This window comes from Luteimonas sp. BLCC-B24 (assembly GCF_028550595.1).
Taxonomy (GTDB): domain Bacteria; phylum Pseudomonadota; class Gammaproteobacteria; order Xanthomonadales; family Xanthomonadaceae; genus Luteimonas.
This window is the reverse complement of sequence record NZ_JAQQGN010000001.1, coordinates 222,250-235,044: the sequence shown is the minus strand read 5'-3', so window position 1 is coordinate 235,044 and position 12,795 is coordinate 222,250. Positions and strand designations below refer to the sequence as shown.

Below are 12,795 nucleotides of genomic sequence, written 5' to 3'. Positions count from 1 at the left end.
GCCCATGTCCAAGTTCTTCCGCCGCCGCAAGTTCTGCAAGTTCACCGCCGAGGGCGTCAAGGAGATCGATTACAAGGATCTCAACACCCTGCGCCAGAACCTCACCGAGAACGGCAAGATCGTGCCGAGCCGCATCACCGGCACCAAGTCGCGTTACCAGCGTCAGCTGGCCACGGCCGTCAAGCGCGCACGCTTCCTGGCGCTGATCCCGTACACCGACAACCACAACGTCTGAACCGGTTGGCCGGCGGCCGCCTCGGCGCGCAGCCGGTCCGTTCCCCGCGTTGAACCATCCGTCCGATTCGGACAGCACGCGTTGCGGCGGGCCGACCAGGCGCGCCGCTAACGAATACGGAGCACTACCATGCAACTGATTCTCCTGCAGAAGGTCACCAACCTCGGCAACCTGGGCGACAAGGTCAGCGTCAAGCCGGGCTACGGCCGCAATTACCTCGTGCCGCAGGGCAAGGCCGTGCCGGCCACCGCGGCCAACGTCGCCGAGTTCGAAGCGCGCCGCGCCGAGTACGAAGCCAAGGCCCAGGCCCAGCTCGACGAGGCCCAGGGCCGTCTGGCGAAGCTCGAAGGCGCGAGCGTGACGATCTACGCCAACGCATCGACCGAAGGCAAGCTCTACGGTTCGGTCGGCCCGCGCGAAATCGCCGACGCCCTGACCAAGGCCGTCGCGCCGGTCGAGAAGTCGGAAGTCGTGCTGGGTGAAGGCGCGTTCCGCAACACCGGCGAGTACGACGTGGTCATCCATCTGCACGCCGACGCCGAGACCACGGTGAAGGTCGTGATCGAGGGTGAGGTCGCCTGATCCCTGCGGATCCAGGCTTCCAGGAACGGGCGCCCCAGGGCGCCCGTTTCCGTTTGGCGGGCCACGGCCCCCGGCCGGCCGTATCCGCACGGCGTTGCGCCGAGGGCCGGCGCGGGTCGCAGGCGGCGCGACGCGGCGCGCGCAGCATCCGGTGTTATCCACAGCTTGTGGGGTCGCCTGTCCACAGGCCGTCGCACTAGCATCGAGGGTCGCGCGCGCAAGCGCGGCCGTTCCAGCGAATCCCGTCATGTCCGCACGTCCCGACTACCGCAACGAACACCGCGCCGACGCGCGCGTCGAGCAGCTGCGCATTCCGCCGCAATCGGTCGAAGCCGAGCAGGCGGTGCTCGGCGGCCTGATGCTGGTGCCCGACGCCTACGACCGCATCGCCGATCTGCTGGTCCCGGAGGATTTCTATCGCCGCGACCACCAGAAGATCTACACCGCGATCCAGGAACTGGCGGAAAAGAGCAAGCCGTTCGATGCGGTGACGCTGGGCGAGTGGTTCGAATCGAACGGCCTGTCCGAACTCGTCGCCGGTGGCGCCTACCTCGGCGAACTGGCCAGTACCACGCCCTCGGCGGCGAACATTCGCGCCTATGCCGAGATCGTGCGCGACAAGGCGATCCTGCGTCAGCTGATCGACGTCGGCACCGAGATCGTCAACGACGGCTTCCAGCCCGACGGCCGCGACAGCAGCGAGATCCTCGCCAAGGCCGAGCAGCAGGTGTTCAAGATCGCCGAGGCCGGCGCCCAGGGGCGCAGCGACTTCACCGCGATCAACAAGGCGATGGCCGACGCCTTCGATGTGCTGCAGACGCGCTACAACAACGGCGGCGGCGTGACCGGCCTGCCCACCGGCTATACCGAATTCGACGAGATGACCGCCGGCCTGCAGCCGACGGACCTGATCATCCTGGCCGCGCGTCCGGCGATGGGCAAGACGACCTTCGCGCTGAACATCGCCGAGTACGCCGCGATCAAGACCAAGAAGGCGGTCGGCGTGTTCTCGATGGAAATGTCGGCCAGCCAGCTCGCGCTGCGCCTGATCTCGTCCAACGGCCGCGTCAATGCCACGCGGCTGCGCACCGGTCAGCTCGAGGACGAGGACTGGAGCCGGGTGAGCAGTGCGATCCGCATGCTCAAGGAGACCAAGATCTTCATCGACGACACGCCGGGCCTCGGCCCCGACGTGCTGCGCGCCAAGTGCCGACGCCTGAAGCGCGAGCACGATCTCGGTCTGATCGTCATCGACTACCTGCAGCTGATGTCGGTGCCGGGCAACAGCGAGAACCGCGCCACCGAAATCTCCGAGATCTCGCGTTCGCTCAAGGGGCTGGCCAAGGAGCTCAACGTGCCGGTGATCGCGCTGTCGCAGCTCAACCGCTCGCTGGAAACGCGTGCCGACAAGCGCCCGGTGATGGCGGACCTGCGCGAATCGGGCGCGATCGAGCAGGACGCCGACATCATCATCTTCATCTACCGCGACGACTACTACAACAAGGACACGTCGCCGGACAAAGGCCTGGCCGAGATCATCATCGGCAAGCAGCGTAGCGGTCCGACCGGCTCGGTGAAGCTGAAGTTCTTCGGCGAGTACACCCGCTTCGACAACCTGTCGCACGATTCGATCGGCAGCTTCGAGTAGGTCCGGACGTCGCGCCGGCGGTACCGGCGCGGGCGGGGCGCAGGCAGAATAGGCGGCGTCACCCGTCGTCCTCGTGTTGCCGCGCATGGCCCGTCCGATCACCGCCACCATCCATACCGATGCGCTGCGCCACAACCTGGGCGTGATGCGTGCCCGCGCGCCCGGTCGGCGGCTGATGGCGATGGTCAAGGCCGACGGTTACGGCCACGGACTCGAGACCGCGGCCCGCGCGCTGCACGAGGCCGATGCATTCGGGGTCGCGGCGATCGAGGATGCGGCGCGTATCCGCGCGGCGGGACTCGAGCAGCCCATTCTGGTGCTGTCCGGATTCGACAGCGAGGCCGATCTCGATCTGCTGCGCGGCCTGCGCGCCGAGGCCATCGTGCATCACGCGGCCCAGCTCGAGCTGCTGGAGCAGACCGATGGCGCACCGATCCGGGTGTGGCTGAAGATCGATACCGGCATGCACCGGCTGGGCTTTCCGCCCGAGCATGTGCGCGAGGTGCACGCGCGCCTGCGCGCGGCGCGCGGCGTGCACGGCGACATCGTGCTGATGACCCACTTCGCCAGTTCGGACGAGTTCGATCCCCATGCACGCAGCGGGGCGCAGACACCGGCCCAGCTGCGGGCGTTCGCGGCGGCGACCGCCGATCTGCCCGGACCGCGCTCGCTGGCCAATTCGGCGGCGGTGCTCGGCTGGAGCGAGTCCCACGGCGACTGGATCCGCCCCGGGGGCGCCCTGTACGGGATGTCGGTCGTCGCCGGTCGTCCCGGTGCCGAGTTCGGCCTGCGTCCGGCGATGACGTTCGAGACGCGCCTGCTCGCCGTGAACCCGCTGCGCAAAGGCGATCGCGTGGGCTATTCCGCCACCTGGGAGGCGCCCGAAGACCTCCTGCTGGGCGTGGCCGCGGTCGGCTACGGCGATGGGTATCCGCGCCTCGCACCCGCCGGCACGCCGGTACTGGTCAACGGCCACGCCGCGTCGGTGGTCGGCCGGGTGTCGATGGACCTGATGACGATCGACCTGCGCGGCGTCGACGGCGTGCGCGCCGGCGACCCGGTCACCCTGTGGGGGCCGGCGTTGCCGGTGGAAACCGTGGCCGAGGCGGCGGGCACGATTTCGTATGCGCTGACCTGCGGCATCACGCGCCGGGTGCGCTTCGTCAACGCCTGAGAGCGGCGGACGCTCAGTCCGGCTGGACGTGGCGCAGGCGGACGCGTCCGACGTGCACGTCCACGCTGTCGGCGGCGATCGTCACCGGCACGCGGGTGTCGGTGACGAAGCGCAGCGCGCCGTCCGGCATCGACACCGACACGTGCAGGCCGTACCGACCACCGTCGCGCAGCTGTCCACGCGCGACGTCGATCGCGAACTCGTAGGGGCCGTTGCCCACGGTGGTCACCGCCTCGGACAAGACCGCCCGTGGGGTATCGGCATGCTGGTTGTCGACCAGCTGCACCCGCAGGCGCGACCCCTCGGGCATCAGAATCTTCTCGAAATACACGGCTTCGCCCTGGATGCGGACGCGGGCTTCGGTCTCGGGGATCACGGTGGACTCCGGGGCAGCGGGCGCGGTGGTCTGGCAGGCGGCCAGCGCGAGGGCGGCCAGCATCGGTGCCATGCAGGCGCGGAACAGGGCGACGGGCATCGTGGGTCTCCGGTCTCGAACGTGGGCTCAGCATGCGCCCGACACGGGCGCACGGCGTCAAGGCGCGCGGGTCTCCGCGCGTGGTCGCAGTTCGACATAGACACCGAAATGGTCCGACGGCCAGGTGCCGGCGGCATCGGGGGTATCGAGCACGACGCGGGCATCGCGCACCTCGAAGCGCCCGCGCTCGGCGAACACCAGATCGATGCGCCCGCGCAGATCCGGGAAGAAATGCGGATTCAGCGTGGTCGTGGCGGTCTCGCCCGGATGCTGCGCGCCGTAGGTGTCGAAAAAGCGCTCGAGCGTGGCCAGTTCGTCCGCGCCGGCCGGCGCATTGAAATCGCCGAGTACGAGCGACGGCGCATCGCCGGCCGTGGCATCGATCCACCTCACGGCATCCTCGAGCTGCTGACGGCGGATCGCCGCGCCGCCCTGGCCGGCATGCAGATGGGTGAAATACACGTTGATCGGCTGTCCGTCGCGCGTGATCCGCGCCCATCCCATGCTGCGCGAATCCTCGCGCGGCGCGAGCGCGGTGCTGCCGTGCGTCTCGACCGGCCAACGCGTCAGCAGGGCGTTGCCGTAGCGACGCGCGCGGTCTTCGGCGTCGAGCGACACGAACTGCGCGTGGTAGCCGAGGGCGGCAGCCAGGGTGTCGGCCTGGTTGGGCAGCGTCTCGGTCTGCAGCACTTCCTGCAGTGCGATGACGTCCGCATCGAGTGCGCGCAGTTGCTCGACGATCAGCGGCAGCCGCGCCGGCCAGTCGGCGCGGTCGTGGTAGATGTTCAGCGTGACCACGCGCAGGTCCCGCGGTGTCGCAGCGTCGCGCGTCGGCGTGCCGGCGCAGGCCGTCAGCACGATCGTCGCGAGCAGCGCACCCAGTGCGCGGATCATCGGGCCGTCTCCACGCCGGCGGGCGGACGTTCCGTGCGGAACACGGGATAGAGATTCAGCCGTGTGTCCCAGGCGCTGTGGCGGCGGTAGAAGAACTCGAGCCGTGCGCGCGGATCGGCGGCGAACGCGGCATCGTCGCGCAGGCGCGATTCGAACTCGGCCCTGACGGCCGGATCGGCGTCCAGCATCGCGCGGGCGACCTGTTCGGCCACGTAGTCCTCCATGTATTCCTTGCGCTCGAAGAAGTTGTTGAAACGGCCCCAGGCCGCCAGCGAATCGGGCGCCTGGGGTTCGAGCAGGGCGGCCACCAGGCGCGCGCGCGGCTGTGCGACCGGCACGTAGAGCGCGCCCGCGGCGAGATCCTGGGACGCGTCCGCCCAGTCGCCCGTCAGCGTCAGCCGCTGATGGCCTTCGACCGACGCCGTTGCCGGCGTAGCGGTGGTGGCGCGGAACACCTGCACGGGGAGTCCGGTCTGTGCCCGGTCGATGCGCGCGAACGTGATGCCGTGGTGGCGCAGCGCCCGGCCCACGCCATCGGCGAGCGCAGCCGGTACCACGTAGCCGCCGCGGGGCAGGGTGACGCTGCGCGCCGGCACGATCTCGTCGCGCAGGGGCACGCGCCAGAGCTGCGGCGTGGTTTCGTCGTAGCGGGTCATCAGCGCGCCCGACACCTCGGACAGCGTGCGCGTGTAGGCGTAACCGCGGAAGTCGATCGTGCGTGCGGTGTCGGTGGTCGTGTAGTCCAGCGGCACCGTCTGCCCGCCGAGGGCGCTCGCGCGCGCATCGGCCCCATGCGCGATGCGCAGCCAGTCGCGGCCCTGCCGCGCGATGTGTTCGAGCACCGAGACGATGGTGTTGCGGGTGATCCGCACGCGCACCGGATACTCCTTCCACGAATGCGTCTCCACCAGCATCGCCAGGCGGTTGCGCAGCGGGAAATAGCCGGTGGAGAAGCGCGGCGGCGAGACGCCGTCCTCGAACCCGGAGTCCGGCTCGTCGGCGCGCACGAAGGAGGGATAGAACGGCAGCGGCAGCGAGCCCTGCGCGGCGAGATCCGCGATGACGCCGTCACGCCACGCGGTGCCCACCGCGCGCAGCGCCGGGTCGCCGGCGTGCAGCGGTTCGACCTGGATGGAGATGTCGTGTTCGAACTGCGCGCCGTTGGTCGCGTGCAGGTCCACGGCGGCGATCGGGTCCCAGGCATTCACCAGCGCCAGCATCGCCTGCATCTCGGGGCTGTCGGCCTTGGCGTAGTCACGGTTGAGGTTGTAGTTCTGCGCCGTGGTGCGCCAGCCCATCTCGCGCGGGCCGCGCTGGTTGGGCCGGTTCCAGGCACCGAAGCGCTCGTGGCCGTCGACGCTGAACACCGGCACGAACACCCAGACCAGGTGGTCCAGTGCGCCCGGCGCCGCTTCGCCGTCGAGCACCTGGCGCAGGGCGAGAAAGCCGGCGTCCTTGCCGTCGATCTCGCCGGCATGGATGCCGCCCTGGATCAGCACGACCGGACGCCCGGCGGCGCGAGCGGCCTCCGGAGTCAACGCGCCGCTGCGCGAGACGGCCAGGGCCTTCATCGGCCGCCCCTCCGGCGAGACGCCGAAGTCGAAGCAGCGCACCGCATCGGGATAGGCGGCCTGGAACGCGTCGCAGAGCGCGATGGTTTCGTCGTAACGGCCGGTCTCGACGAAGCCGCTGCGCTCGGCGTGGGTGGTCAGGCCGGCGGGCGACGTGGCCCAGAGCGGCACGGCCGCGAGCAGCAGAACGGCGGGCAGGGCGCGGCGCGGGAGCATCGACTTCGGCATGGCGGGCACGGGCAGCGGGACGGCCGCCGATGGTAACGCGCCATCGGCACGCAGCCGCGCGCCGGCTCTGCCGCGCGGGGCCCGCATTCGACTACGCTTGCCGCCTTTCCCACCGCGCGAACACCCGCATGTCCAACCCTGCATCCGCCGCCCCGGCCGGCTCCGGCCGCATGCCGCGCCAGATCGGCTACATCATCGGCAACGAAGCCTGCGAGCGTTTCAGCTTCTACGGCATGCGCAACATCCTGGTGCCGTTCCTGATCGGCTCGGTGCTGCTCGGCTATCTGCCCGCGGGCAGCGAGCGTGACACGGCGGCGAAGGACATCTTCCACATGTTCGTCATCGGCGTGTACTTCTTCCCGCTGCTGGGCGGATGGCTGGCCGACCGCTTCTTCGGCAAGTACCACACCATTCTCTGGTTCTCGCTGATCTACTGCGCCGGCCACGCCTGCCTGGCGTTGTTCGAGAACAACGCCAACGGCTTCTACACCGGCCTGTTCCTGATCGCGCTGGGCTCGGGTGGCATCAAGCCGCTGGTGGTGTCGTTCTGCGGTGACCAGTTCGACCAGAGCAACAAGAGCAAGGCCAAGCTGGTATTCGACGCGTTCTACTGGATCATCAATTTCGGCTCGTTCTTCGCGTCGCTGCTCGCGCCGAGGCTGCTCGACGCCTACGGGCCGGCGGTCGCCTTCGGCGTGCCGGGCGTGCTGATGTTCATCGCCACGTTCGTGTTCTGGCTCGGCCGCCGTCACTACGTCAACGTGCCGCCGTCGCGGCGTGACCCGCATGCGTTTTCCGCGGTGATCCGCACCGCGCTGCAGGCACGGGGCCAAGGCCAGGGCCGTCCGGGCCTGCTCGTGGCAATGGTCGGCGTCACCACCGCGGCGGCGATGCTGCTGCTGTGGGCGCTGTCGGCCACGATCGCCCTGCCGTGGTGGCCGACCAGCTTCGGGTTCGTCATCACCGCGTGTCTGTCGCTGGGCGTGATCATCGCGCTGGGCGGCTGGGGCGCCTCGATGCAGCTCGAACGCGCGCGCGGCGCGCATCCGGATGCGGCCGTGGACGGTGTGCGCGCCGTGCTGCGCATCCTGATCGTGTTCGCGCTGGTCACGCCGTTCTGGTCGCTGTTCGACCAGAAGGCGTCGACCTGGATCATCCAGGGCCGCGAGATGATCGTTCCCCACGCGGCGTGGTGGTGGCCGAGCTGGCTGATCGACAACCCGGCGCAGATGCAGGCACTCAACCCGCTGCTGGTGATGCTGCTGATTCCGTTCAACAACCTGGTGCTGTACCCGCTGCTGCGCGGCTGGGGCGTCGACGTGACGCCGCTCAAGCGCATGGGCTGGGGCATCGCGATCTCCGGCACCTCGTGGATCGTCGCGGGCATGCTGCAGTTGTGGATCGACGACGGACAGCAGGTGTCGCTGGCCTGGCAGTCGCTGCCGTATCTGTTGCTGACCTTCGGTGAGGTGCTGGTGTCGGCCACCGCGCTGGAGTTCGCCTACAGCCAGGCGCCGCAGGCGATGAAGGGCGTGATCATGGCGTTCTGGTACCTCACCAGCACCTTCGGCAGTCTGTGGGTGCTGCTGACCAATGCCGGCGTACGCAACGAGGCGGTGACGGCGTACATCGCCTCGACCGGGTTGAGCGAGAATGCGTTTCTGATGTTCTTCTTCGCGGCCTTCGCATTCGCGGCGGCGCTGGCATTCGGGCTGTACGCACGTCGCTACCCGATGCAGGACAATTACCGCATCGCCTGATTGACGGAACCCTGCGCGCATGAATGTCGGACCCGTGACCCTCGTCCTGATCGCGATCACCGTGCTGGTGTCGTGGCAGGCGTTCGAGAGACCCCAGTTGCTCGGCCGCCTGATCCTGTGGCCGCCCGCGATCGACCGGCATCGGCAGTACGACCGCCTGCTGACCCACGGCTTCATCCACGCCGACTGGCAGCATCTGCTGTTCAACATGATCACGCTGTTCTTCTTCGGCGGAACGATCGAACGTGCGTTCGCCCCCTACATCGGGCCGGTGGGCTTTCTGCTGTTCTATCTGTCGGCGATCCTGGTCGCGATCCTGCCGACCTACCTGCGTCACCGGCATGATCCGAACTACCGCAGTCTCGGCGCATCGGGCGCGGTCTCGGCGGTGCTGTTCGCGTCCATCCTGATCGATCCGTGGTCGTTGCTGCTGGTGTTCTTCATTCCGATGCCGGCGATCGTGTTCGGTGTCTGCTACATCGGTTACAGCATCTGGATGGACAGGCGCGGTGGCGACAACATCAACCACAGCGCGCACCTGTGGGGGGCGGGCTACGGCGTGCTGTTCACCGTCATGATGGAGCCGAGGATCATCGGCGTGTTTCTCGAGCGTCTGGGTTCGCCGTCGTTCTAGGCGCGCGTTCGCGCCGGGCGACACGAGGCAGCCGTGCTCACCACGCTTGCATGAGCGGCGTGATATTGCTTCGCCTTCGAACACAACGGGAGTGAAGATTCATGGCAGTGACTCGCGCCAAAGCCACCAGCCTGCTCAACGCCACCGAGATGGGGCTCTACGATGACAGTCGTGCGAACGCGCTTCGCGGTCACAGCGAGACGAAGCTCGCGCGTCTGGTCACACGTGCACGCACCGCACGCGACCGCGCCCGCGATCTCGAAAAGCGCCAGCGTCTCGCATCGCGTTCCACCACCGGCAGCAAGTCGGGGCGCAGCGGCCAGGCCAACGCCCGGACGGGCGAGAAGGTCGAGCTGCTCGCCGACATCCTGAAGCGGCTCGAAGCCCAGCATCGCGAGACCGCCAAGGCCGAGAAGGCGGCTGCACGCGACAAGGCGAAAACTGCCAAGAGCGCGGCGGCGTCGGGCAAGACCAAGGCCGCTACCGCGGCGAAGCCTGCATCCGGCAAGAAGGCGACGACGAAGACGAGCGCTGCGCGGACGAAGGCCGGCGCCGGCAAGGCCGCAGCGGCGTCGACCACGTCGAAAACGCCTTCGAAGAAGGCACCTGCCAAGCGGACGTCGTCGTCGGCCGCGCCGGGCGTTAAAGGCAAGGCGGCCACCAAGCGGGCATCGAAGACCGCAACGAAGGCGACCACCAAGAAGAGCGCGGCCGAATCCGCCGGAATCTCCCCGAAGCGTGCACTGGCGAATACCCGCAAGCTGCTCGCGCAACAGGAAGCAAAGGCCGCCCAGCCCAAGCCCTGGGATGGACTCGGCAACGAGGGCACTGCGCAGTCCGCCCCGGGCTTCCAGTCGCCCAAGGCGCGTGCGCGCGTTCTCGAGTTGCATGCGGGTGAGACGCGACAGGCGCCGATCCACGGCAGCATCAGCACCCGCGATCGCAAGAACCAGGGCAAGCGCGATCACCGCAGCAAGTGAGTCGAGATCGGGGCACGCCACTGCCCGCCGAACGGGTGGGCAGTGGCGGCCACGCCGCGGATCGATCCGTGCCGGGTAGGCGGCAGGCGATCTGTCGCGATTCGCCCGGTGTTGACCCGGGCTACGATCGAGAAGGGTGAAAGGCCCCGCGGATCGGGCCGGAGACGTGGGCTCACGTTCGAGATGAAGCGTGTCCCGGCATCCCTCGGGTGACCCTCAGCGTCACGCCGCGCGTGCAGAATTGCGCGCCAAACCGCATGGCGCCGGCACCGTCAGCGGAACGTCGCATCCGGGTGACCGCGGGCGGCAGTCTGCGACCTCGCGGCTCGCCTATTCACATTTCCGGCTGAAGATGCGGTATCGTGCGCGCACTGTTCAAGGCCGGGATCACGGTACATCGTGGCTCCGATGCGGTAGATCCAAGTTGACGGCCGGTTCGCCGGTCGGGACGATCCGCTCCATCGCTTTCGCGTTACCCCTTGCTCGACAGTCGCGACATCCGAAGCCAAGGCCTCAGCGGGTGTCGTGTTCCCATCAAACTGCTTCAAGGAGTAACACCATGAGTGATCGTCAGAACGGTACCGTCAAGTGGTTCAACGATGCCAAGGGCTTCGGCTTCATCACCCCGGAAAGCGGTCAGGACCTGTTCGTCCACTTCCGTTCGATCCAGGGCACCGGCTTCAAGTCGCTGCAGGAAGGCCAGAAGGTCACCTTCAAGGTCGTCCAGGGCCAGAAGGGCATGCAGGCTGACGAAGTGCAGGCCGTCTAAGACGCCCTGCCTGCTGCAAGATCGAGCCCCGGGCGGAAGCGTCCGGGGCTTTTTCTATGGCGCACGCCGTGCCCCATCGACTGCCATCACGGCGGGGCCACGACGGCCGCGTTAGCGTTCCGTTAGTGTTTTGACGCCGCGGATGCGGCACGGGGATCGATACGATGAAGCGGTTGGTGATAGGCGGCCTGTTGCCGGTGATGTTGCTTGCCTGCCAGCGCGAGGCGCCGCCTCCTGCGGCGCCGGTGGCCGGTGCGGCGCAGGACGCGGAGGTGGTTCCGGTCCCGGAGGGTCCGGGCCATCTGGAAGACGTCGTCGAGATGGATGCCCGCTTCATCGTGGGCATCAGCTATCCGCCCGAGGCGAACAAGTATCCCGGCCTGGCCGCGGAGCTGCACCGCTATGCCCAGGGGGCGCGGGACGAGCTGATGGATGCCGTGCGCGGCGCCGAGCTGCCCGCCGGCACGATGTACGACCTGTCGCTCAGTTTCACCACCATCGCCGACACACCGGATCTTCTGGCGATCGCTGCCGACGGCAGCAGCTACACCGGTGGCGCGCACGACGCGCCGCTGGTCGAGCGCTTCGTGTGGCTGGTCGCCGACGAGCGCCTGCTGACCGCGGAGACGCTGCTCGCGCGGCCAGAAAGCTGGCAACCCGTCGCGTCCTATGTGCGCGAACAGTTGCATGCCGCGTTGTCGCAGCGCATCGATGCCGACGAACTCGAGCCCGACGAGCGCAGCCGTCTGATGCGCTCCGCCGGCAAGATGATCGACGAAGGCTCCGGCCCCGACGTGGACAACTATCAGCAGTTCGAACCCGTGGTCGGTCCGGGCGGCAAGCTGGTCGCGCTGCGTTTCGTGTTCCCGCCGTACCAGGTGGGCCCGTACTCGGACGGCGTGCAGACCGTCGAGGTGCCCGCCTCGGTGCTGCTGCCGCATGTCGCCGAGCGTTACCGCGCGCTCTTCGTCCAGGGCTGATCGCCGGCGCCGACATCACTGCCGAGTGCGGCCAGCGTGTCTCCGATGTCGGCGTCGAGTTTCAGCGTGGCCAGGGGGTCGGCCCGGGTTACCCCGCGGGTCAGGATGGCCAATGGACGGCCGGCCTCGGCGGCCAGCCGTGCGAAGCGGAAGCCCGAGTACACCATCAACGACGAGCCGACGACCAGCATCGCGTCACTGGCCTCGAGCGCGGCCTGCGCGGTGGCCACGCGTGCACGCGGCACGTTCTCGCCGAAGAACACCACGTCAGGCTTCAGCAGTCCGCCGCAGGCCAGGCAGTGGGGCGGAACGAAGCCGGCGACCGCTTCGGGCGCGATGTCGGCATCGCCGTCCGGCGCCGCGCCCGCGTGCCCGGGATGCCAGCGCGGATTGTCGGCCGCCAGCCGCGGCTGAAGCCCGTCACGCGATTGGCGATCCCCACAGCCCAGGCACACCACGGTGTCGAGGCGGCCGTGCAGATCGACGACATGACGGCTGCCGGCAGCCTGGTGCAGGCCGTCCACGTTCTGGGTCAGCAGCATCGAGAGTCGGCCCTGCGCGTCCAGCCGGGCCAGCGCGTGATGGGCGACGTTGGGACGCGCGGCCGAGAGTGCGGGCCAGCCGACGTGGCTGCGCGCCCAGTAGCGGCGGTACACCGCCGGATCGGCGGTGAAGGCCTGCCAGGTTACCGGCGCTGCGCGTTTCCACGCGCCGCTGGCGTCGCGATAGTCCGGAATGCCGGAGCCGGTGCTGATACCGGCGCCGGTCAGAACGAAGATCCGGGCGTGGGTGTCGAGCCAGTCGTGTAGACGTTCGGCAGCCGATGCGGCGAGTGCGGGCGATGACATGCCGCCATGCTACTGCC

Annotated in this window: 13 protein-coding genes; 9 read left to right on the top strand and 4 right to left on the bottom strand. The window is 68.6% G+C overall.

The genetic code is table 11. The features are described from left to right. The first annotated feature begins 4 nt into the window (after positions 1 to 4). The 4 genes from rpsR to alr all read left to right on the top strand — a co-directional run bounded on the left by rpsR (position 5) and on the right by alr (position 3,639). Positions 5 to 235 carry a 30S ribosomal protein S18 gene (gene rpsR, locus PQS31_RS01095; RefSeq protein WP_096208774.1) on the top strand — a complete coding sequence of 77 codons (231 nt, stop codon included), beginning with the start codon at positions 5 to 7 and terminating at the stop codon, positions 233 to 235. A gap of 129 nt (positions 236 to 364) precedes the next feature. Beyond that, positions 365 to 817 (top strand): 50S ribosomal protein L9, encoded by a 453-nt coding sequence (gene rplI, locus PQS31_RS01090; protein WP_272760834.1) that lies wholly within the window; start codon positions 365 to 367, stop codon positions 815 to 817. 247 nt (positions 818 to 1,064) lie between these two features. Continuing rightward, positions 1,065 to 2,465: a replicative DNA helicase gene (locus tag PQS31_RS01085; RefSeq protein ID WP_272760833.1), complete on the top strand. Its 1,401-nt coding sequence runs from the start codon at positions 1,065 to 1,067 to the stop codon at positions 2,463 to 2,465. A gap of 85 nt (positions 2,466 to 2,550) precedes the next feature. Then, on the top strand, positions 2,551 to 3,639 hold the full coding sequence (gene alr, locus PQS31_RS01080; RefSeq protein ID WP_272760832.1) for an alanine racemase: 1,089 nt from the start codon (positions 2,551 to 2,553) through the stop codon (positions 3,637 to 3,639). Positions 3,640 to 3,652: 13 nt separating this feature from the next. Here the strand turns inward: alr and PQS31_RS01075 are convergent, their stop codons facing one another. Genes PQS31_RS01075 through PQS31_RS01065 form a run of 3 tightly spaced genes read right to left on the bottom strand, consistent with a single transcriptional unit; the run spans position 3,653 to position 6,795 of the window. Next, complete coding sequence (locus PQS31_RS01075) at positions 3,653 to 4,114, bottom strand: YbaY family lipoprotein (RefSeq protein ID WP_272760831.1); 462 nt, start codon at positions 4,112 to 4,114, stop codon at positions 3,653 to 3,655. A 57-nt stretch (positions 4,115 to 4,171) separates the two neighbouring features. Next, positions 4,172 to 5,008, bottom strand: coding sequence for an endonuclease/exonuclease/phosphatase family protein (locus tag PQS31_RS01070; protein ID WP_272760830.1), 837 nt, complete (start codon positions 5,006 to 5,008; stop codon positions 4,172 to 4,174). Next, a complete protein-coding gene (locus tag PQS31_RS01065; protein WP_272761433.1) occupies positions 5,005 to 6,795 on the bottom strand; it encodes a M14 family metallopeptidase in 1,791 nt (596 codons plus the stop codon). Before PQS31_RS01065 ends, PQS31_RS01070 begins: the two co-directional genes overlap by 4 nt. Before the next feature lie 140 nt (positions 6,796 to 6,935). On the opposite strand from PQS31_RS01065, the gene PQS31_RS01060 reads away from it, so the two are divergent. The 5 genes from PQS31_RS01060 (at position 6,936) to PQS31_RS01040 (ending at position 11,930) form a co-directional block, all read left to right on the top strand. Further along, a complete protein-coding gene (locus tag PQS31_RS01060) occupies positions 6,936 to 8,567 on the top strand; it encodes an oligopeptide:H+ symporter (RefSeq protein WP_272760829.1) in 1,632 nt (543 codons plus the stop codon). 19 nt (positions 8,568 to 8,586) lie between these two features. Beyond that, the gene (locus tag PQS31_RS01055) at positions 8,587 to 9,201 is read left to right on the top strand and encodes a rhomboid family intramembrane serine protease (protein WP_272760828.1); all 615 of its coding nucleotides are present in this window, start codon (positions 8,587 to 8,589) and stop codon (positions 9,199 to 9,201) included. 101 nt (positions 9,202 to 9,302) lie between these two features. Beyond that, positions 9,303 to 10,181: a hypothetical protein gene (locus PQS31_RS01050; protein ID WP_272760827.1), complete on the top strand. Its 879-nt coding sequence runs from the start codon at positions 9,303 to 9,305 to the stop codon at positions 10,179 to 10,181. 559 nt (positions 10,182 to 10,740) lie between these two features. Continuing rightward, positions 10,741 to 10,950 (top strand): cold-shock protein, encoded by a 210-nt coding sequence (locus PQS31_RS01045; protein WP_272760826.1) that lies wholly within the window; start codon positions 10,741 to 10,743, stop codon positions 10,948 to 10,950. Positions 10,951 to 11,114: 164 nt separating this feature from the next. Next, complete coding sequence (locus tag PQS31_RS01040; RefSeq protein WP_272760825.1) at positions 11,115 to 11,930, top strand: DUF3298 and DUF4163 domain-containing protein; 816 nt, start codon at positions 11,115 to 11,117, stop codon at positions 11,928 to 11,930. On the opposite strand, the gene PQS31_RS01035 is transcribed toward PQS31_RS01040, so the two are convergent. Then, the gene (locus PQS31_RS01035; RefSeq protein ID WP_272760824.1) at positions 11,903 to 12,778 is read right to left on the bottom strand and encodes an NAD-dependent protein deacetylase; all 876 of its coding nucleotides are present in this window, start codon (positions 12,776 to 12,778) and stop codon (positions 11,903 to 11,905) included. The two genes, PQS31_RS01040 and PQS31_RS01035, sit on opposite strands and share 28 nt — an antisense overlap. Positions 12,779 to 12,795 lie beyond the last annotated feature (17 nt).